This window comes from Peribacillus sp. NPDC046944 (genome assembly GCF_050272735.1).
Taxonomy (GTDB): Bacteria; Bacillota; Bacilli; order Bacillales; family DSM-1321; genus Peribacillus.
This window is the reverse complement of the sequence record NZ_JBNNML010000006.1, coordinates 106,302-125,044: the sequence shown is the minus strand read 5'-3', so window position 1 is coordinate 125,044 and position 18,743 is coordinate 106,302. Positions and strand designations below refer to the sequence as shown.

The window sequence follows — 18,743 nt, the reverse complement described above, 5'->3', positions numbered from 1 at the left end:
TGCCAAGTTGCCGTTTCTTCAAGAAATGAGTATTTAGTATGAAGTTTCTGATGAAACGACAAAATTTTTCTGTTTTAAGCTAAAAAAATCCCTATTTATGTTAGAATATAGGAAAAATAACCCGGAATAGAGGAAGATTCTATGACATCGTTAAAGGGTAAAGGGTATATATTACTAGGAAAATGGTTCAAGGTATTTTCCTCATCAGCCAAACTTCGGTTCTACCCGCCACAGTTCGCCCTAAGAAAGCCAGTGGTTCGCGCGGTGGAAGCGGCTATTTCCCATGATTATGAAGTGGCAGTCATAGTTTTTAACGTAAAAGAATTGCTCGAACTTAAAGAAAAGGGCCAGCACGAAGAACTTCCCCAGTTCATTACCAGTTTGAAACAGGCATTTAAAAAGGTTGTAATAGATAAAGTACGGGAAGAAAACCTATTGACGATACATGACTATTATTCAGACGGCATTACTCTCTTAATGAACATAAAAGGGTCGTCGAAATCATTGATCTATATGGATGAATTAATCCGTTCCATTTCCAGGGAAGTGAAAGAAAGGTTGCTTAGTGTTAACCCTGAACAACCGGTCACTTTAAACACAGGATACATGTTCGTGGAGCATAAGCATTATTCGATTGAGGGAGCCCTTGATAAAGCGCATAGGCAAGCGGTCACCATGGCAGAAGCTGAATCACCGATGAATGAAATGCGGGAATCGATTAATCAAATTATCGAGAATGGGAATATTAACTTACTGGCACAACCCATTTTTGATGTGGCGACCAATCAAATCAAGGCATATGAAGTGCTGACCCGTGGCCCGCGTGGTACAGAGCTCGAGAACCCATTGGCGCTTTTCGCAGTGGCCAGGCAGACGGGGCGGTTATATGATTTGGAGAAAATCGTTTTGGAAAAGTCCTTCAGACAGATTTCCGAGAATGAGTCCCCCCAGAATGTGTTTATCAATTTCACCCCGGTAACGCTCAGTGATCCCCGGTTCGTAAATGAAGTAAAGGATATGCTCAAGAAATACAAAGGTGTGCATGCTAATCAGATCGTCATGGAAATTACCGAAAGAGACCCGATTTTAAATATTGAAGAATTCATTGAAAGCATTAGAGGGTTACGTGAATTGGGGTTCCGTCTAGCGGTGGATGATACGGGAGTTGGTTACTCAAGTCTCTATGCGATCATAGAAATCATGCCGGAGATCATAAAAATCGATCGATCGGTCATCGAGAATATCGATCATAATGCCGTGAAAGAAACGATGTTAAAAGGACTTTTACTGATTGCCAAGGAGACAGGATCCGTTGTCGTGGCAGAAGGAATTGAGAGTATAGGAGAAGCTATGGTATTATCAAGGAATAGGGTTGATTTGGCGCAGGGGTATTACTACGCTAGACCTTCAACTGTAGATAAAATTTCTATATCATCTTAAGAATCAGAAAGGATCTGGGAGTATGTACTTTGTAGACCGACAAAAAATCGGACGGATTTTAGAGTATCTGGAAAAACAATTGGAGCTTTTTGAAGGACAGGAAAGCTGGAACGGGAAACTTATGGAACATAGTGTCGAGAGAATCATTCAAACCTCCATTGATTCCGTATTGGATGCGGGGAATGCCATGATCGATGGTTTCATTATGCGTGACCCAGGTAGCTATGAAGATATTGTCGATATCCTGCTAGACGAAAAGGTCATTACCGAACCGATTTCCTTACAATTTAAAAAGGCATTGCCATTAAGAAAGATGCTCGTTCAGGACTTCATTGAAGTGGATCATACAGTGCTCCTAACCGTTTTCAAGGAAAACATTGAAGCATTCAAGCAATTCCCTGAGTTAATAAGGAACTATTTATTAAACGAATTGGGCCCAGTTTCAGCATTCAAAAACTAATTTGGTTAAATAGGGGGAATGTGCATGAAGGCGTATAAAGGATATTTAATTGACTTAGATGGCACAATGTACCGTGGCACCGAGCAAATAGCGGAAGCGGCCGGTTTTATAAATGAGTTAAGAAAAAGGGACATACCTTATTTATTCGTGACCAATAATTCATCCAGGACACCTGAGCAAGTGGCCCAAAAGCTGCGCAGTATCGGAATTGCGACTGACGATGCCCAGGTATTCACGACAAGCATGGCGACGGCAAACTACATTGCTGAACAAAAGGAAAATGCGTCCGTCTATGTCGTGGGTGAAGAAGGCATTACCGAGGCGTTGAGAGAAAAGGGTATGAAACTTGTTGATGAACATCCTGATTTCCTGGTCATGGGCATTGATCGTGGCGTGAATTATGAAAAGCTATCCAAAGCATGCCTTGCCGTCAGAAATGGAGCCGTTTTCATTTCGACGAATGGCGACATCGCCATACCTACTGAGCAGGGTCTTTTACCAGGGAACGGGGCGTTGACTTCCGTTGTCTCCGTTTCTACGCAGGTTCAACCGATCTTCATCGGTAAACCGGAATCAGTCATCGTCGAGCAGGCCCTTAGGGTATTGGGCGTGCCTAAAGAACAGACAATCATGGTCGGCGATAATTACGATACGGATATTTTGGCAGGGCTGAATGCTGGAATTGATACCTTACTTGTACATACGGGCGTCACGACAAAGGAACGGTTAAAGGAATACGAAAAACAACCGACTTATGTGGTGGATACCCTTGATTTATGGGAGTTTGAATAAAAAAGGATCCAGGTTTGCAGATGCAGACCTGGATCTTTTTTGTTTTAACCTACGTGCTCCCCGCTTTCCATTATGGCGTCATTCCACGTTTTCGACCCTGTGTGCGAGCCGGCTGGATGCAGCAGCGGCTATGGCACCGACGATATCATCCAAGAAGGTATGGACCTTGCCGGTGCTTTTATCGTTTAAATATTTTAGGATACCCGGTTTTTGCTTGTCGATAAATCCATAATTGGTGAAGCCAATCGACCCGTATACATTGACTATGGATAAAGCCAATATTTCATCCACGCCATATAGTCCTTCATCGATCTCAATGATGCTTTGAAGGGGTTCTTCAAGCAGTTTTTTTTCGGCTAACATATCCAGTTGGATGCCGGTAAGGATCGCATTCTGCACTTCGCGTTTCGAAATGACCCGTTCAACATTGTGGAGGCAGTCTGCCATTTGCAAGTCTTCATGGTAGCTTGATTGTAGATACATGACCAGCTCTGCGATATCCTCCACTTTCACTCCTCGTTCACCAAGCCATTTTCGAGCTGTTTGTTCAGACATTGATTGTTTTATATTAGTCATTTCATCATCCAATCTCCATAGTTATAGGATAAATTTTTCATGCGTGAATTTTCGGTATCGATAGTTATTCAGAAAAGAGCGTATTCCTCATATATATAAGTATATGATGCCCAATTTGTTTGTATCCATTTGATAAGGGAGGAAAACGCTATGATAGAAGAAATCATTTTTAATAATTACGGAATCGAGGTGGAGCGGGAGGAAGCCAATAGCCGGTTTCCTAGCTTTCGTTCCGGGCCTTTCATTTACAGCATCGTGCCATTAGAAGACAGGGAACAAGAGGAATTGGCAGAGCGCCATAGAATGGCTGAGCACATGATTGCCCTAGGAGATCGTCATGTTTCAGCGTTCGTCCTTGCCAATCACGGCAGTTTTGTTTCGGAAGCGGAGGACCAATTATTTATCCTCCTTGCCAATGAGGACTTGGAAGGGCCGAAAAATTTCAATCCGGGACGTCACATAGCAAGGTTCCACCAACGTGGAAGAGCCATAACGGAGACGATTCGATCCTGTTCACGGATTGGCCAATGGAAAGAACTTTGGGAGCAAAGAATCGATCAGCTGGAGAACATTTGGAGGGACAAATTAAAAGCCCATCCGGATAACCCATTCGAAAAAATGTTTGTAGAAACCTTTCCCTATTATATGGTACTAGGTGAGAATGCGATTCAATATTTAGTCGACACGGAAATCGATGATACACCACAACCTATCGACAGCGGTACGGTGTGTTATGAGCGGTTTTTAAATGATACCTGGAAGAACAATAAGTGGATGAAGAATCCGTTTGATTGGGTATTTGACCATGGGACACGGGATGCCGCGGAATGGGTGAGGGAGCATTATTTTCAAAATGTGCATACGCATCAACGGGGCATCACCACCTTTTTTCGTGAATATCAAGGCATTGAACCATTCTCCAGTTTCTCGGCACGCTTAATGTATTCAAGAATGCTGTTTCCCATTCATTACTTTGAGGCAGTTGAAGAGTATTTCTCAAAAGTATCAGAAGCAAGATCGAATGAATTGGAAGATAAGCTGTCCTCCATCACGAATACATCGGAGAAGTATGAGACGTTTCTCAAGCAGTTTTACGATTTGGCCGAAATTCCAGTTAACCACTTTAACCTTCCGAAGATTGATTGGATTTAAAAAAAACTGGAAGAAATATGATACCACCTCATTTACTATGTTATGATAATAATATGATTTTTTAGAATAGTTCGATAAGTGGTTTCAAAACTTGTTCAAGTGGAGAAAGGATGCATGCAATGAAACATGCAATGCTGGCTTTATTGATTGTCCTATTCGTTTTTCCAGCTGCGGTTTCTGCCAAGACAACAATCAAAACCAGCTGTGATGCGACGCAGTTCAAAATTGTACTTAAAACGACAACGGATTTGAAAGAGTCGGCATCGACGGACAGTAAAACAGTAGAGACATATCGGAAAAATAAAGAGTTATCGGTCATTGGGAAGACGCGTAATTGGTATAAGGTTTGCCATTCCAACCATACTGGTTTTATTGCCATGAAAAATGCCAGGGAAGTATTTAGCTCAGGCGAGAAGACCATCCTCAAGAAATTGGATAAGCGGAAAGATATCAGCCAACTCGTAGCCGCCACAGGCAAAACCATGGGTGGGATGAAGGTGACAATCCGAACCTATGAGAAGAAGAAGGGTGAATGGCGGCGAGCCTTAGGCGATATGAAGGGCGTTACCGGGAAGAATGGATTCACGAAGAATAAGAAAGAGGGCGACGGGAAAGCACCTGTCGGGATGTATTCTTTCGGAACGGCCTTTGGAAGCACATCCAAGCCAGATAAAGTGAAGATGGATTACCGGAAAACAACCAAGTATGATTATTGGATCGATGATCCGGCGTCCAAGGACTATAACAAGTGGGTCACGTATAAAGGAAAGAATCCGTATGAGAAATGGAAATCTTTCGAAAGGATGAACCATGAACTTTATAAATATGGAGCCGTCATCAATTATAATAGGAATCCGATCATCAAGGGAAAGGGCAGTGCAATCTTCCTTCATATATGGAGAGGGGAAAACAAGCCAACAGCGGGTTGTACAGCTACTTCCGAGAAGAATGTCCTTAGCTTGCTGAAGTGGATGGATCCCGAGAAGAATCCGCACATAATCATGGGGACGTATGATTCGTTGAACTCTGTGAAATAAATACGAGGTTCGCCCTTAAACGTCGGTTTTTCCTGTCATACCTAGCAAGGACTTCGAAAAAGAATTAAAAACTGTATATTCTAACTATTGATAATTGAACGAATAAAACATATAATGTCTACTATACAAATACAAATGTTTTCTTGGGGAAAACAGATACTTTAAGGGGGAACCAAAATGAAAGCCATCTCGATCGGATTATTGGGGCTGGGCACTGTCGGGTCCGGAGTCGTACAAATCATTGAGAGACATCAAGACAAGCTCATGCACCAAGTAGGTTGCTCAATCACCATTAAGAAGATACTGGTCAAAGATACGTCAAAGGAACGACTCGTATCGGTGGATAACAGTATGCTAACTTCCAATCCGGAGGATATTCTTTCAAACCCTGAAATCGATTTAGTTATTGAAGTGATGGGCGGAATTGAAGAAACGCGTGAATACTTAATCAAAGCCTTGAAAAATAAAAAAAATATCGTAACGGCCAATAAGGACCTGATGGCCCTGTATGGTCCGGAACTTTTGGAGTTAGCCACGGAAAACCAATGTGATTTATTCTATGAAGCAAGCGTGGCCGGGGGCATCCCGATATTGCGCGGTTTAGTTGATGGGCTATCTTCGGACCGGATCACAAAAATGATGGGGATCGTTAATGGAACGACAAATTTCATCCTAACGAAGATGAGCAAAGAAGGAAGGGCTTATGAAGACGTGCTGAAAGAAGCTCAGGAACTGGGTTTTGCCGAGTCCGATCCGACCGCGGATGTAGGTGGACTGGATGCCGCACGGAAAATGGCTATCCTATCGACTCTCGGTTTTTCCATGAATATCGGCTTGCATGATGTCGAAGTGCAGGGAATCACAGAAATAACCGAAGAGGATCTGAGATACAGCCAAAAGCTTGGCTATACCATGAAGCTGATTGGCGTAGCGACTAGAACGGGGGATAGGGTCGAAGTTAGCGTGCAGCCGACTTTGCTTCCGGAGGAACATCCACTAGCTTCTGTAAACAATGAGTATAATGCAGTGTACGTTTATGGTGAAGCAGTGGGGGAAACGATGTTTTACGGCCCTGGGGCAGGTAGCCTGCCAACAGCAACGGCTGTCGTTTCGGATATGGTAACGGTCATCAAGAATATGAGATTGGGCGTGAACGGGAGAAGTGCCGTTTCTCCTCAATACCCGAAACAATTAAAAGATCATACGGAGATTCTGGCTAAGTTCTTCATTCGACTCCATGTACAGGATGAAGTGGGTGTCCTAGCTAGGATCACGAATTTATTCGCGGAGCATGGGGTCGGTTTCGATAAGATCCTACAATTGCCGCTGGATGAAAAAGAGTCCTCGGAAATTGTATTGGTTACCCATAAAGCCCCAATGGCGGCTTTCGATCAAATTAAATACGAATTGAATGATTACAATATGGTAAAAGAAGTGAAAAGCACATACCGTGTAGAAGGAGAGGACAACAAATGAGTTGGCAAGGACTAATTAGCGAATATAGAGAATTTTTACCTGTAAATGAAGATACACCGGCATTATCCCTTTTAGAAGGAAATACACCTTTGATTAAATTGGACCGTTTATCAGAAGAGTGGGGAATTGAGCTCCATGTAAAATACGAAGGAGCCAATCCAACGGGATCATTTAAGGACCGTGGAATGGTCATGGCTGTTGCCAAAGCGATCGAGGCTGGAAGTGATACGATCATCTGTGCATCCACGGGGAATACATCAGCTGCGGCTGCTGCTTATGCGGCGCGTGCCAATATCCGTTGCATTGTTGTCATTCCAGAAGGAAAGATTGCCATGGGTAAATTGGCTCAAGCGGTTATGTATGGAGCAGAGATCATTTCGATTGAAGGCAATTTCGACCAAGCTTTAAAGATCGTCCGGTCCCTTAGCGAACATTCACCTATCACTCTAGTAAACTCAGTTAACCCATATCGGATTGAAGGTCAGAAGACGGCTGCGTTCGAAATTTGTGATGCGCTTGGATCTGCGCCTGATATTTTGGCATTGCCAGTCGGGAATGCGGGGAATATCACCGCGTACTGGAAAGGGTTTAAGGAGTACAATGAAGGAAAACAGACAGGGCTACCTGAAATGAGAGGGTTCGAAGCCGAAGGGGCAGCAGCGATTGTCCGTGATGCGGTCATTGAAAACCCTGAAACGATCGCAACCGCGATACGAATTGGTAATCCTGCCAGCTGGAAGTTTGCTGTGGAAGCGGCAAGTGAATCAAATGGTAAAATTGATGAGGTAACGGATGAGGAAATCCTTGAAGCCTATCACTTCCTGGCTAAAAAGGAAGGCGTATTTGCTGAACCGGCATCATGTGCTTCCATTGCCGGCGTGTATAAACAATTAAAAAGCGGCGAAATCAAAAAAGGAAGCAAAGTTGTGGCTGTCCTTACTGGAAATGGATTGAAGGATCCGAACGTGGCTGTCGATACAAGCACGATTCATCCGACATTACTACCAATGGATGAAAAAATCATTTTAGAACATTTACAAGGTGTGAACCAGGCATGAGTGCGGAATCGGAGATGTTTTTGATCCGTGTGCCAGCAAGTACGGCTAATCTTGGGCCCGGGTTCGATTCAATCGGTCTTGCCCTTGGATTGTACTTGGAGATACACGGATCCCTATCGAATCATTGGGAAGTCATTCCGCTTTCTGAGGAAATGTCCGTTTTCCCGAAAGATGACACGAATTACATCATTCAAATCGCAAAGAAAACGGCGGCATATTATGGGAAAGACCTGTCACCGTGCCGGATTTCCGTTTCTAGTGAAATCCCGCTTGCCAGGGGACTTGGAAGCAGTGCTTCAGCCATCGTAGCCGGGATTGAATTAGCGAATCTAGTCGCTAAACTGAACTTATCCGCTGAGGAAAAAAACAGACATGCCTCTACTTTTGAGGGACACCCGGACAATGCAGGGGCCTCTGTTCATGGTGGGTTGGTCGTCGGTATGCATACGGATGAAAAAACGGATGTTCTTTCATTTCCGATAGAAGGGGTAAACGTCATTGCCGTGATCCCTAACTTTGAATTGCTTACGGAGGATTCAAGGAATGTCCTTCCCGAAACACTTCCGTATAAAGAAGCAATAAGCGGAAGTGCGGCAGCTAATGTGCTACTTGCGGGAATCTTGACGAATAACTGGGATCTTGTCGGTCAAATGATGCAGAAAGATCGGTTTCATCAACCCTATCGCGCTGGCTTAGTGCCGCATTTAGCGGAAATCGAAGAAATTGTACGTCGGGAAGGCGGCTATGGTGCCGCTCTAAGTGGAGCAGGTCCGACCGTCCTCAGCCTAGTGTCTGGCGAAAAAACAGCACAACTGCTAAGAAGTTTGAAGGAAGCATTTCCTGACTTTCAGGTGAAAGAGCTGAGGGTCGACAATGATGGAAGCCAGACGGCGATCCTATCAGAGGAAGAGAAGAAGGAATGGAGCTTTAATAAATCATAGATGTTCATTGCAACAGTAAAAAAGCTGATTCCCTTTAAGCCGTATCAATCAAGGATTGATAGGACTGATAAAGCGGAGTCAGCTTTATTTCTATAGCAGACTAAATATATTTAGTCTGTATGTGTTGTATCTAATATGGTTGAATGCTCAACCCGTTATTAAAGGCTAATTAGAAAACTTGCTCAACTTCCACTACCCCGGGAACTTCTTCAAGAAGTGCGCGCTCAATCCCAGCTTTTAGAGTAATGGTCGAACTTGGGCAGCTTCCGCATGCTCCTAGTAATCGTAATTTTACAATTCCATCTTCTACGTCAACTAGTTCACAGTCACCGCCATCACGAAGTAGAAACGGACGAAGTTTATCTAGAACATCTTGAACTTGTGTTTCCATTTGTTGGTCAGACATTGCAATCGACTCCTTTCCTAATCATATTATAATGCGAACATAGTAAAAAATCCAACTGTAACTTTGCGGAAATTAAATCTATTCTTTTCGAATCTGTCATTAATAGGGAAAAGATTCCAAAAAGCACAGAGAAAATACATGGTGGAGGTAACAGATGATAAAGAAAAAAATTGAAATAGAGGTATATGGGGCGACGCAAATATGTGCGAGTTGTGTTAATCTTCCCTCTTCGAAGGATACATATGAATGGCTTCAAGCCGCATTGACACGAAAGTTTCCAGAGCAACCATTTTCCATTACTTATATTGATATGTTGAATCCGCCTGATGTTGATAGGCAAAAAAACATGGCGGCGAAGATGGTCGAAGAAGATTTATTTTATCCACTTGTCCTCATTGAAGATGAGATTGTGGCCGAAGGGAACGTTCACCTGAAAAAAATTGTGGAATTAATGGAGAACTACGGATATAAAGGGAAATGAAAAAACTGACCCAGGAGGAAGCTTTATAGCAGCTTTTTGAGTCAGTTCAAGAATAGGTTCATGAAATTTTAGATTAACCGTTATGGTATTTATACATCCAAAGTATTCCGGATTTCATTAGGCGTGCCACTCTTCCTGTGATAGGACGGTTAGCGACAAGTCCAAAACCTTGTTTCTTCCCAAGAGAACCTAATGTCCCTTTTAATTTTACGGGAGGGAAACTTTCAGGAAGTGGTTCATTGGCCCATTTTTTCAAGAGAACTTGAACAATCTGTTCGGCTTGAGATTCCGCTAATTGAGCACTCGGTGCATGTGGCAAACTAGCGCAGTCGCCGACTACAAAAATGCTGTCATTGGTAGGAAGGAAATGCTGTGGTGTAAGAACGGCTCTTCCTTGACGGTCTTTTTCGATATCCATGTCACGAATGATCTTGCTTGGTTGTATGCCGGCTGTCCAGACAATAACATCACTATGAACCGCTTCATCCCCATTATAAAGCAGGTTAGGTTCAACTTTAGTGATATTAGAATGATGAACGATTTCGATGGTATGTTTATCAAACCATGATTCGACAAACGTACTTAGTCTTTCTGGGAAAGCAGATAGAATATGTGGTCCACGGTCGAAAAGCTTTACGTTCAAATCAGAACGACTTTCAATTAATTCACTGGCTAACTCGACACCGCTAAGGCCTCCGCCAACGATTGATACGGTTGCACCAGCGCCCAAATTATTCAAAGCTGAATAAGTGCGACGTGATTTATCGATGGTTTGGATGCTATATGTGTGTGTATCAGCACCAGGAATATTGTGATATTTATCTTCACATCCAAGGCCGATAACTAAATCGTCGTAAGCAACGGGCTCTTGGTTCTCGATAATGACTTGTTTGTTCTCCATATCAATGGAAAGAACTTCTCCGTATACGTTCTTTAAGCGAGGGTGTTCTGGAAATGCAACACGGATGTGCTGATCAGGAATAGTACCTGCTGCTAGTGCATAATATTCGGTTTTTAAGCAGTGATAAGGATTGCGGTCGATTAGTGTGATGCTCACGTTTTCAGGAAGCTGATTAGGCAGCAATCTTTGTAACATGCGCATACCACCATACCCACCACCAAGTATGACTAAATTCTTCATATGTTTTTTCCCCTTTGTTTGATCTCTAGAAATAATGTTAAGTATTTCACTTGTGAAAATAAATTATCCTACTATAGGATTCCCCATTTGTATCCTATGGAATTATGTGAATAAATATATGCCTAATTTGTAGAATAATAAAAATATTATATGATTTCTTGTTTACATACCCCGACAAAAGTATAACGAATATAACTGTAAATCACAACCGATATCTTAAAAACGGCGTATTTTTGTGCGTATTTATTGACTGTTAATGTGAAAAGGTTTAGGATAAACTGTTAATGACAGCGAGGTGAAACGATGTATCCAATCATTGAGTTCTGTGTAAGCAATCTGGCCAGTGGGGCACAGGAAGCTTTCGAAAGATTAGAGAAGGATCCTAATTTAGATATTATTGAATATGGTTGCCTAGGATATTGTGGGAAATGTTCCAGTTCTTTGTATGCCCTTGTTAATGGTGAAGTAGTTTCTGGGGATACAACGGATGAACTTGTGAAAAATATATATAAATTTATTGATGAATATCAAATGTTTTAATCGACATAAATAAAGGAGGCAGCCGAATAACATGTTGGGCCGCCTCCTTTTTGGTGGAGGATACATTTCCTCAGGCATTTGCCGCGATACCACCCATTTCCGATTCTTCCTTGATTTCATGCCACCGGTCTCTGGCCATTTGGATAATGGACGATTCCCTGGCGTGTTTTTGCCTTTCAAGTACCATGGAAAGAAATTTAATGGCTGCCTGTGTATTTCCGATTCTTTTGGATATATCGCCGGCAAGGTATAAAATCCTGACTTCCGATACTTGCGTGCCGCTGAAGTCCCCTGATGAATAAGATGCTTCATATTCCTGAAGAGCAAGTCGTAGGAACCTATTTTCCTGCTCCTGTTTATTTTGAAATCTATACAGCCAGGCAATCCGTAAATGAATACCGGCCAGGATGATATGTTTCTCCTTTTTCAAGGAACCGCAATAACTGGCCAGTTTATAGGTTTTGATTGCATCTTCAACGGAACGTACATCACTGAAATGATGGGGATTCCATTTAGAACAGATTTTCTCTTCGATGACTTCTTTTGTGGTAGGTGGGAAATATCGTGAGAAATCTTCAGAATAGGAAAAACCGCAGTGTCGACAAACGTGAATATAATAGTAAAGGGCGTTAGCGTCCGGGTTTTCATATATAGGACAAAAATCAGTGTCATAACGGGATACTTTAATAAAGCGTGAACGTATTTTCTTAGTGGTTGATGTTTGTTTACAATGAAGACATTCTATACTTTTATCATATAGAGGCTGTAATTCTTCGATAGAGATTACCTCCTTTATAAAATCTTATAAGACTAATTACACAGGTAATTATACCCATAAATCACGATTTAATCTAGTTTTTTCATGAAATGTGGGGGGATAATGATCTGGAACATTTAATTTTTTTCAAGCTGGAAAATTGAGCAGGGGAATTTCTTTGGTATATACTATAAGTAAAGAAAGATTCTATCTCACATCTTTAGGAGAGGGAGCGGTTTATAATGAGTGAAGTTGTTCAGATTACGGAAGCAGCTGCTTTTCAGATAAAAGAAATGATGAAGCAAAACGAAGAAGAGGGATCGTTTTTAAGAGTGGCTGTAAAAGGCGGAGGCTGCAGTGGATTATCCTATGGCATGGGGTTGGAACAGGAACCTGGCGAGAAGGATGAGAAGTTGGAGCAATTTGGGATCCATATCCTTGTGGACAAAGAGGATGCCAGCATATTGAATGGAACGGTCATCGATTATAAACAAACGATGATGGGTGGAGGATTTACGATTGAAAATCCTAATGCCATCGCGTCATGCGGTTGTGGATCTTCCTTCAGGACGGCTACCGAAAAAGGTACGCCGGAGAACTGTTAATGGTTGGTTGACGGTCAGTGATCGTTAGCGTTTAGTTAATTCGATATCAACGTTTATATCTGGCGCTTCTTGACGTATGTAACGATACGTTGGGAGGCGTCTTTTTATGTCAGGATAAAAGACTTATCCAATAAACACGTAGAAGCGAGCATTCTAAAATGATAATGAAATGCTTATGTGGATTCGTCGTCTTTTGTCGATTAAAGCATAAAGTCCCTTGCTATGTTAGTATTACGTGTGTGCACGAACCGTATATATGGAAGGTTAGCAGGACACAAATAAAGTAATAAGGTTTACTTCACAAAAATAAGGTATGATATATTTATTGAATAGATTCTCTTTAAAGACAGGAAAAGTAGGTGAACATAGTGGGAAAATATCAATTGGATTACAAAGGCCAGGCAGCTGTGACAAGATATCAGGAAAAGCAGACGACTGCCAAATTTGATAAAAAGCAGCATATTGAAAATCTGCGTGCGGAGTATTTGAAAAAAAAGCAAAAACAAACAGATAAATAATATTGAAACCCTAGGAAGACTAAAATCTCCCTAGGGTTTTCTTATGGAAAAAGGGAGACACATTTTGAAGTGTCCCCCTTTTTTCCATCATTCTTATAGGGTTTTCAAGGCTTCTTTGATCGGTTGGTCACCACTATGAATTTCGAACGTTTTATTGAAGGTGTTTTTTTCGGAGATGGCTTGGGCCAATACTTTAGCGACATCAGCTCGTGGTATGGAAGTATCGACATGGTCGACTTTTGCATCTGCCTTAATTTTCCCAATCGCTTGGTCATTAGTCAATGCGACGGGACGGACGATGGTATAAGTGAGACCGCTCTCCTTTAAATGTTCATCCGCATCATGCTTGGCTTCGAGATAGTGTTGCATTCCTTCGGGACCTTGTTGGGGCTGATCGGAACCGACGGAGCTTAACATGACAAAGCGCCCGACGCCTTTTTTCTTAGCGGCATCAATCAGTTTGATTGCTCCGTTCTTATCCACAGCCGTGGTCTTATCAGGTCCTGTCTTCGGACCTGAACCAGCAGCAAATACGATGGCGTCCATGTTATCCACCGCTTTATCCACATTTCCCTCTAAATCGGCGAGGAAGGGTTGTCCGCCAAGGTCTTTTATCCCTTGTGCTTGTTCTTCTTTCCGGATCATTCCATATACCGTATCCTGTTGGGTTTTTGATAGTTCTTCGATGATTTTCTTACCAGTCGTTCCATTCGCTCCTGCTATTAAGATATTCATGAATGTAAACTCCTTTCTTTATCTTCTCTTACATTCATTACCCTTTATCGAAGAGTCCGAAAACATCTAGAACACATTGTGGATAACTGCTTTCCCGGAAGTTATCCACAAGTTAATAAAACGAATAAAAAAAACCAGCTCAATTAAGAGCCGGTCAATGAGTGATGGGATGCTAAAACATGGAAGAGCTGTGCATGGGCTGCACTTTTGCTTTTGGGTCAATGTATTGCTTCGCATGATTGACGGCAGTAGGGGCTTCGCCAAAGCCGCTGGCAATTAATTTGACTTTGCCATCGTAGGTTGCGATGTCACCAGCCGCGTAGATTCCGGGGATGTTCGTTTCCATTCTGGAGTTGACTAAGATGTTGTTTTTCTGAATATCGAGCCCCCATTCTTTGATGGGACCAAGAGAGGAGATAAAGCCGTAGTTGACGATGACTGCATCAACATCCAATGTTTCGGTTTCTTCTCCATTCGTATCCTTAAGGACGACTGTTTGAATTCGATCTTCCGTACCAATTAAATCTGCAGGTATGTAAGGGGTTTTAATTTCTACTTTAGAATTTTTTAGATTTTCGACACTATGTTCGTGAGCGCGGAATTTATCCCTTCTATGGACAATGCTCACCTTTTCAGCGATAGGCTCTAACATGAGTGCCCAGTCCACTGCGGAATCGCCGCCTCCGAAGACCACCACTTTTTTCCCTGCAAAACGGTTAAGGTCATCAATGAAATAATGAAGGTTCGTACCCTCATATTGTTTAGCATTCTCGATTTCGATGCGTCGAGGTTGGAAAGCCCCGTTTCCGGCAGTGATTATAATTGTTTTGGAATAATGTACTTCTTTATCCGTGGTTAACATGAAGACGCCATCGGCCTGTTTCTCCACTTCTTGAACGGATTGTTCCAAGACGACGGTTTGTTCGAATTTCGCCATTTGCTCTTTCAAATTATTGACTAATTCCTGAGCCAGCACTTTAGGAAAACCTGCGATATCATAGATGTATTTTTCAGGATAAAGAGCGGATAATTGTCCACCCAATTGTGGGAGGCTTTCAATGATTTTGACTGATGCCTGTCTCATACCACCATAGAATGCGGTAAATAAGCCTACAGGTCCACCACCAATGATGGTAATATCATATACTTTTTCATTTACTTCCAACGCTATCCCTCCGATATACTAGGTTTGTTGAAATTCTTTCTTCATTTTAACATAGTTGAAGTTAAAGAAGATGGATAAATTTTTTGAAAAATGAGAAAGTTCGTGCGAGCAATCAGGCATACTAATCATCGAAATGAAAAGTTACGGCATCAAGTAGACGGATTTTCCATTAATCAAGGGGAAATCGGTTTCCTTGAAAAATGAGAGGGAATGGAATAATATTCAATTATATGGAATTTGTTGGTTTGTTCGTGAACTTTAATTAGTGAAAGGCATCACATATGAATAGGATTGCCTTCTTTAATGGAAATTAAGGATATCGCATAGAAATTGAGATGGAAAGCGGGATAAAGAAAAATACTGTAAAGGTGGAAGATTACTTGAAAAAACCAACTATCGTTATTTTGGGAGCAGGTTATGGCGGTTTGATGACCGTAACCCGATTACAAAAAGCATTGGGACAAAATGAAGCGGAAATCATCTTAGTGAATAAAAATGATTATCATTATGAAACAACCTGGTTGCATGAGGCGTCTGCCGGAACCCTTCATCATGATCGTGTGCGCTATCCCATCAAGAATGTCATCAACAAAAGTAAAGTGAGGTTCGTTCAAGACTCCGTTTTAGAAATCAAGACCGAACAGAAAAAAGTCATTCTAGAAAATGGCGAAGTTTCGTATGACATCTTAGTGGTCGGGCTTGGCCCAGAATCAGAAACATTCGGCATTCCAGGATTAAAGGAATATGCCTTCTCCATTTCCAATTTAAACTCGGCCCGGAAAATACGGGATCATATCCAATTGCAATTTGCCACATATAGCTCGGAAATGGAAAAAGACGAAAATCGCTTGACCATCGTAGTCGGTGGAGCTGGGTTTACGGGCATTGAATTCCTTGGGGAGTTAGCCAATCGTGTTCCTGTGCTGTGTAAGGAATATGATATTGACCCTCAGAAAGTCCGCATGTACTGTGTAGAAGCTGCACCGGCGGTACTTCCTGGTTTCGATCCCGAATTAGTGGATTATGCCGTTTCATATCTTCAAAAAAAAGGAGTGGAATTCAAGATTGGCACGCCCATCAAGGGAGCTACCCCTGAAGGAATCATCGTGGCAATTGGTGAAGAGGAAACCGAGGAGATCAAGGCAGGGACCGTTGTGTGGGCAGCTGGAGTTCGTGGGAATTCCGTCATTGAAGCTTCGGGATTCGATGCAATGCGTGGTCGCATAAAAGTGAACCTCGATATGCGGGCACCAGGTCATGATGATATCTTCATCGTGGGTGACTGTTCATTGATCATCAATGAAGAAATAAACCGGCCATATCCCCCTACCGCACAGATTGCCATGCAGCAAGGAGAAGTCATTGCGAAGAACATTACCAAGTTGGTCCGCAACCAAACCGACCTAGATACCTTTACGTTCGAAAACAAAGGGACGGTATGTTCACTTGGTGAGCATGATGCAATCGGGGTTGTTTTTGGTAAGAAAGTGACGGGGAAAACGGCCTCGTTCATGAAGAAAATGGTGGATAACAGAGCGTTATTATTGATAGGCGGCCCTTATTTGGTTGCGAAAAAGGGTAAATTCAACATCCTGTAATTTCATAATAAAAGGTATGAGCCATTCAAGAAATTTCCGGGATGGCTTTTTTCTATTGTGTATGACTGAAAAAAAAGGTTTATAATACAAATATTGAGAGAAATGAGGAGTGAAATGATTGGAACGTTGCAAAAATGTCTGGTTGGCTGTATCGGGTCTCGTGATTTCCGATAAAGGCGAATGGCTTGTCGTTAATAAACGGTATGGAGGATTGGAAGGTCAATGGTCCCTCCCTGCCGGCTTCGTTCGAAATGATGAAACGGTGGATGAGGCAGTCATTAGAGAAGTGCTGGAGGAGACGGGGATTCATACGGAAATTGAAGGGATGGTAGGCGTCAGGAGTGGAGTCATCAAAGGGGAAATAAGTGATAATATGTTGGTGTTTTTACTTAAGCCGCTTAGTTTTGATGTATCGGCTCAAATGGACGAGCTATATGAAGCTAAGTTCTATGATCCGGAAGCCCTCATTGCGGAAGGCAAGCAGTCTGTGTTATTGAATCATCTTTTATCCTTTAAAAAAGAAAGAATGCAGACGATGCTCGACGGAGTCAATCCAGGGAATCATTTCGGATATACCTCTTATAAATTATTTATGTAAGACAATGATGCATCACAAGGGATTAATTGGTATTATGTCGTTGACGAACCAATTATGTATTCTGTAAACTAAAAGTGGTTCTTTTAAGGAGGTCTAGAAGATTATGCCATTACCGGTATTGGTCATCTCAATACTTTTATTCTTTGTATTGTTTTTCGGGATAGGCTTTTTACTTAACATGCTTTTTCGATCATCATGGATCATGGTCGTCCTTTTTCCTATCGTATTCCTTGTCATAGTGAATAAAGCCAAGTTGATTGAATATTTCAGACAACCCAGTGACACGTTTTCCGAACTTGGGACGAGCCTAGCATCCTTGCATGCGGCGGATCTGATGATTTTATCAAGTGGATTAATTGGTGCTATAGGGGCTGGAATCACGATTAAGATATTGAGGAATAAGGGGTACCAAATGTTTTAAATAGGTGGGGCTGCCATTTAGTGGTGGTCCTTTTTTTCTGTTTTTCTAGTGATATGTAGTCATTTTTGGGTCTATATGAATACTTTTCCTCATGTTAGGGAACAAATATCCTTGTGAGAGGAGTGGAATGACATACATATGAAAATCATACGGACATTATTTTTGCGGGTTGCCATCATCCTATTGTTTTTCTTGGCTATTGAATCAACCGTTCATCATGTTTTTGGAGCCGAGTCCGAAGTCCATCCTTTGGAAGAAACGATTAGGAAAAATACGGTATTCGAGCTGGAATACAAAGCCTTTCATCGTGGGCACCATAAAGCGACCTTTATAGCATCGTCCACGAAAAAAAGTGGGGGACCACCAACGATAGAAGAGGCTATAGAGCTTTCGAAGTATCCAAAACATAAGGTGTTGGCAACGGGATATACAGCAGGCTATGAATCCACCGGTAAATATCCGGATAGCCCGTCTTATGGCATTACCTATTCTGGGGTGAAGGTGAAGCGGGATATGTTTTCGACCATTGCTGCTGATCTTTCCGTGTTTCCGCTAGGTACCATCCTTTGGATCCCTGATTATGGTTTTGGGGTGGTAGCCGATAAGGGTGGGGCGATTAAAGGGAACCACCTTGACCTGTATTACGACACGGTGCAAGATGTATATGAGAAGTGGGGAAAGAAAACCCTGGAGGTCTATCTTGTACAAAAAGGAAACGGGCGTTTTTCAGAGGAACAGTTATATGAGTTGAATGAAATGAAAGTGAGGCAGGTCTTCAAACATACAATCGCCGAAAAAGCCGTCCATACAAACATGTCTTCCTTTGTGTTTTAAATACATGAATGC

General features: G+C 42.2%; 22 protein-coding genes. 16 read left to right on the top strand and 6 right to left on the bottom strand.

Features of this window, described 5'->3' with window-relative positions; all coding sequences use genetic code 11:
• Positions 1 to 141: 141 nt before the first annotated feature.
• The 3 genes from ACQKIC_RS12845 to ACQKIC_RS12835 are packed head-to-tail and all read left to right on the top strand — an operon-like array spanning position 142 to position 2,692.
• Positions 142 to 1,440 (top strand): EAL domain-containing protein, encoded by a 1,299-nt coding sequence (locus tag ACQKIC_RS12845; RefSeq protein WP_403123835.1) that lies wholly within the window; start codon positions 142 to 144, stop codon positions 1,438 to 1,440.
• Between the two features lie 22 nt (positions 1,441 to 1,462).
• Entirely contained in the window at positions 1,463 to 1,900 is a 438-nt protein-coding gene (locus tag ACQKIC_RS12840) for a DUF86 domain-containing protein (protein ID WP_402870987.1), read from the top strand.
• A 24-nt stretch (positions 1,901 to 1,924) separates the two neighbouring features.
• Positions 1,925 to 2,692 (top strand): TIGR01457 family HAD-type hydrolase, encoded by a 768-nt coding sequence (locus tag ACQKIC_RS12835; RefSeq protein ID WP_402870989.1) that lies wholly within the window; start codon positions 1,925 to 1,927, stop codon positions 2,690 to 2,692.
• Between the two features lie 78 nt (positions 2,693 to 2,770).
• Here ACQKIC_RS12835 and ACQKIC_RS12830 read toward each other — a convergent pair whose 3' ends face one another.
• Entirely contained in the window at positions 2,771 to 3,268 is a 498-nt protein-coding gene (locus ACQKIC_RS12830) for a phosphatidylglycerophosphatase A family protein (protein ID WP_402870991.1), read from the bottom strand.
• 150 nt (positions 3,269 to 3,418) lie between these two features.
• Here ACQKIC_RS12830 and yutH point away from each other — a divergent pair, with 150 nt between their 5' ends.
• The 5 genes from yutH to thrB all read left to right on the top strand — a co-directional run bounded on the left by yutH (position 3,419) and on the right by thrB (position 8,932).
• Positions 3,419 to 4,420, top strand: coding sequence for a spore coat putative kinase YutH (gene yutH / locus ACQKIC_RS12825; RefSeq protein WP_427591398.1), 1,002 nt, complete (start codon positions 3,419 to 3,421; stop codon positions 4,418 to 4,420).
• Between the two features lie 119 nt (positions 4,421 to 4,539).
• Positions 4,540 to 5,457: a L,D-transpeptidase family protein gene (locus ACQKIC_RS12820; RefSeq protein ID WP_402870997.1), complete on the top strand. Its 918-nt coding sequence runs from the start codon at positions 4,540 to 4,542 to the stop codon at positions 5,455 to 5,457.
• 177 nt (positions 5,458 to 5,634) lie between these two features.
• On the top strand, positions 5,635 to 6,933 hold the full coding sequence (locus ACQKIC_RS12815; RefSeq protein WP_402871000.1) for a homoserine dehydrogenase: 1,299 nt from the start codon (positions 5,635 to 5,637) through the stop codon (positions 6,931 to 6,933).
• The gene (gene thrC, locus ACQKIC_RS12810; protein WP_402871001.1) at positions 6,930 to 7,991 is read left to right on the top strand and encodes a threonine synthase; all 1,062 of its coding nucleotides are present in this window, start codon (positions 6,930 to 6,932) and stop codon (positions 7,989 to 7,991) included. Before ACQKIC_RS12815 ends, thrC begins: the two co-directional genes overlap by 4 nt.
• Entirely contained in the window at positions 7,988 to 8,932 is a 945-nt protein-coding gene (gene thrB / locus ACQKIC_RS12805; RefSeq protein WP_402871003.1) for a homoserine kinase, read from the top strand. The genes thrC and thrB overlap by 4 nt, the downstream gene beginning before the upstream one ends.
• Positions 8,933 to 9,101: 169 nt before the next feature.
• Here thrB and ACQKIC_RS12800 read toward each other — a convergent pair whose 3' ends face one another.
• Complete coding sequence (locus ACQKIC_RS12800; protein WP_402871006.1) at positions 9,102 to 9,338, bottom strand: NifU family protein; 237 nt, start codon at positions 9,336 to 9,338, stop codon at positions 9,102 to 9,104.
• A 154-nt stretch (positions 9,339 to 9,492) separates the two neighbouring features.
• Here ACQKIC_RS12800 and ACQKIC_RS12795 point away from each other — a divergent pair, with 154 nt between their 5' ends.
• Entirely contained in the window at positions 9,493 to 9,819 is a 327-nt protein-coding gene (locus tag ACQKIC_RS12795; RefSeq protein ID WP_402954337.1) for a YuzD family protein, read from the top strand.
• A gap of 73 nt (positions 9,820 to 9,892) precedes the next feature.
• Here the strand turns inward: ACQKIC_RS12795 and ACQKIC_RS12790 are convergent, their stop codons facing one another.
• Positions 9,893 to 10,960, bottom strand: a complete 1,068-nt coding sequence (locus ACQKIC_RS12790) for an NAD(P)/FAD-dependent oxidoreductase (RefSeq protein ID WP_402871012.1) — start codon at positions 10,958 to 10,960, stop codon at positions 9,893 to 9,895.
• Positions 10,961 to 11,263: 303 nt separating this feature from the next.
• On the opposite strand from ACQKIC_RS12790, the gene ACQKIC_RS12785 reads away from it, so the two are divergent.
• Positions 11,264 to 11,500: a YuzB family protein gene (locus tag ACQKIC_RS12785; RefSeq protein WP_402871015.1), complete on the top strand. Its 237-nt coding sequence runs from the start codon at positions 11,264 to 11,266 to the stop codon at positions 11,498 to 11,500.
• 70 nt (positions 11,501 to 11,570) lie between these two features.
• Here the strand turns inward: ACQKIC_RS12785 and ACQKIC_RS12780 are convergent, their stop codons facing one another.
• The gene (locus ACQKIC_RS12780; RefSeq protein ID WP_427591504.1) at positions 11,571 to 12,278 is read right to left on the bottom strand and encodes a DUF2225 domain-containing protein; all 708 of its coding nucleotides are present in this window, start codon (positions 12,276 to 12,278) and stop codon (positions 11,571 to 11,573) included.
• 221 nt (positions 12,279 to 12,499) lie between these two features.
• Between ACQKIC_RS12780 and ACQKIC_RS12775 the strand changes: the two genes are divergently transcribed.
• Both ACQKIC_RS12775 and ACQKIC_RS12770 read left to right on the top strand, forming a co-directional pair.
• Positions 12,500 to 12,862 (top strand): HesB/IscA family protein, encoded by a 363-nt coding sequence (locus ACQKIC_RS12775; protein WP_402871018.1) that lies wholly within the window; start codon positions 12,500 to 12,502, stop codon positions 12,860 to 12,862.
• A gap of 383 nt (positions 12,863 to 13,245) precedes the next feature.
• On the top strand, positions 13,246 to 13,380 hold the full coding sequence (locus ACQKIC_RS12770) for a hypothetical protein (protein ID WP_427650501.1): 135 nt from the start codon (positions 13,246 to 13,248) through the stop codon (positions 13,378 to 13,380).
• 93 nt (positions 13,381 to 13,473) lie between these two features.
• Here ACQKIC_RS12770 and ACQKIC_RS12765 read toward each other — a convergent pair whose 3' ends face one another.
• Both ACQKIC_RS12765 and ACQKIC_RS12760 read right to left on the bottom strand, forming a co-directional pair.
• The gene (locus tag ACQKIC_RS12765) at positions 13,474 to 14,115 is read right to left on the bottom strand and encodes an SDR family oxidoreductase (protein ID WP_427591396.1); all 642 of its coding nucleotides are present in this window, start codon (positions 14,113 to 14,115) and stop codon (positions 13,474 to 13,476) included.
• Positions 14,116 to 14,287: 172 nt separating this feature from the next.
• Positions 14,288 to 15,280, bottom strand: coding sequence for an NAD(P)/FAD-dependent oxidoreductase (locus ACQKIC_RS12760; protein WP_402871026.1), 993 nt, complete (start codon positions 15,278 to 15,280; stop codon positions 14,288 to 14,290).
• 380 nt (positions 15,281 to 15,660) lie between these two features.
• On the opposite strand from ACQKIC_RS12760, the gene ACQKIC_RS12755 reads away from it, so the two are divergent.
• The 4 genes from ACQKIC_RS12755 to ACQKIC_RS12740 all read left to right on the top strand — a co-directional run bounded on the left by ACQKIC_RS12755 (position 15,661) and on the right by ACQKIC_RS12740 (position 18,731).
• The gene (locus tag ACQKIC_RS12755) at positions 15,661 to 16,878 is read left to right on the top strand and encodes an NAD(P)/FAD-dependent oxidoreductase (RefSeq protein ID WP_402871029.1); all 1,218 of its coding nucleotides are present in this window, start codon (positions 15,661 to 15,663) and stop codon (positions 16,876 to 16,878) included.
• A gap of 118 nt (positions 16,879 to 16,996) precedes the next feature.
• Positions 16,997 to 17,476: an NUDIX domain-containing protein gene (locus ACQKIC_RS12750; RefSeq protein WP_402871032.1), complete on the top strand. Its 480-nt coding sequence runs from the start codon at positions 16,997 to 16,999 to the stop codon at positions 17,474 to 17,476.
• Positions 17,477 to 17,579: 103 nt separating this feature from the next.
• The gene (locus ACQKIC_RS12745) at positions 17,580 to 17,897 is read left to right on the top strand and encodes a YuiB family protein (protein ID WP_402871034.1); all 318 of its coding nucleotides are present in this window, start codon (positions 17,580 to 17,582) and stop codon (positions 17,895 to 17,897) included.
• A gap of 138 nt (positions 17,898 to 18,035) precedes the next feature.
• Complete coding sequence (locus ACQKIC_RS12740) at positions 18,036 to 18,731, top strand: 3D domain-containing protein (RefSeq protein WP_427591395.1); 696 nt, start codon at positions 18,036 to 18,038, stop codon at positions 18,729 to 18,731.
• Positions 18,732 to 18,743 lie beyond the last annotated feature (12 nt).

What these genes read in the sequence shown, in the direction of transcription:
- thrC (WP_402871001.1), top strand. Translation starts at nt 6,930, where the DNA reads ATGAGTTGGCAAGGACTAATTAGCGAATATAGAGAATTTTTACCTGTA.
- ACQKIC_RS12745 (WP_402871034.1), top strand. Translation starts at nt 17,580, where the DNA reads ATGCCATTACCGGTATTGGTCATCTCAATACTTTTATTCTTTGTATTG.
- ACQKIC_RS12845 (WP_403123835.1), top strand. Translation starts at nt 142, where the DNA reads ATGACATCGTTAAAGGGTAAAGGGTATATATTACTAGGAAAATGGTTC.
- ACQKIC_RS12795 (WP_402954337.1), top strand. Translation starts at nt 9,493, where the DNA reads ATGATAAAGAAAAAAATTGAAATAGAGGTATATGGGGCGACGCAAATA.
- ACQKIC_RS12785 (WP_402871015.1), top strand. Translation starts at nt 11,264, where the DNA reads ATGTATCCAATCATTGAGTTCTGTGTAAGCAATCTGGCCAGTGGGGCA.
- ACQKIC_RS12830 (WP_402870991.1), bottom strand. Translation starts at nt 3,268, where the DNA reads ATGACTAATATAAAACAATCAATGTCTGAACAAACAGCTCGAAAATGG.
- ACQKIC_RS12815 (WP_402871000.1), top strand. Translation starts at nt 5,635, where the DNA reads ATGAAAGCCATCTCGATCGGATTATTGGGGCTGGGCACTGTCGGGTCC.
- thrB (WP_402871003.1), top strand. Translation starts at nt 7,988, where the DNA reads ATGAGTGCGGAATCGGAGATGTTTTTGATCCGTGTGCCAGCAAGTACG.
- ACQKIC_RS12775 (WP_402871018.1), top strand. Translation starts at nt 12,500, where the DNA reads ATGAGTGAAGTTGTTCAGATTACGGAAGCAGCTGCTTTTCAGATAAAA.
- ACQKIC_RS12790 (WP_402871012.1), bottom strand. Translation starts at nt 10,960, where the DNA reads ATGAAGAATTTAGTCATACTTGGTGGTGGGTATGGTGGTATGCGCATG.
- ACQKIC_RS12740 (WP_427591395.1), top strand. Translation starts at nt 18,036, where the DNA reads ATGAAAATCATACGGACATTATTTTTGCGGGTTGCCATCATCCTATTG.
- yutH (WP_427591398.1), top strand. Translation starts at nt 3,419, where the DNA reads ATGATAGAAGAAATCATTTTTAATAATTACGGAATCGAGGTGGAGCGG.
- ACQKIC_RS12820 (WP_402870997.1), top strand. Translation starts at nt 4,540, where the DNA reads ATGAAACATGCAATGCTGGCTTTATTGATTGTCCTATTCGTTTTTCCA.
- ACQKIC_RS12840 (WP_402870987.1), top strand. Translation starts at nt 1,463, where the DNA reads ATGTACTTTGTAGACCGACAAAAAATCGGACGGATTTTAGAGTATCTG.
- ACQKIC_RS12835 (WP_402870989.1), top strand. Translation starts at nt 1,925, where the DNA reads ATGAAGGCGTATAAAGGATATTTAATTGACTTAGATGGCACAATGTAC.
- ACQKIC_RS12800 (WP_402871006.1), bottom strand. Translation starts at nt 9,338, where the DNA reads ATGTCTGACCAACAAATGGAAACACAAGTTCAAGATGTTCTAGATAAA.
- ACQKIC_RS12765 (WP_427591396.1), bottom strand. Translation starts at nt 14,115, where the DNA reads ATGAATATCTTAATAGCAGGAGCGAATGGAACGACTGGTAAGAAAATC.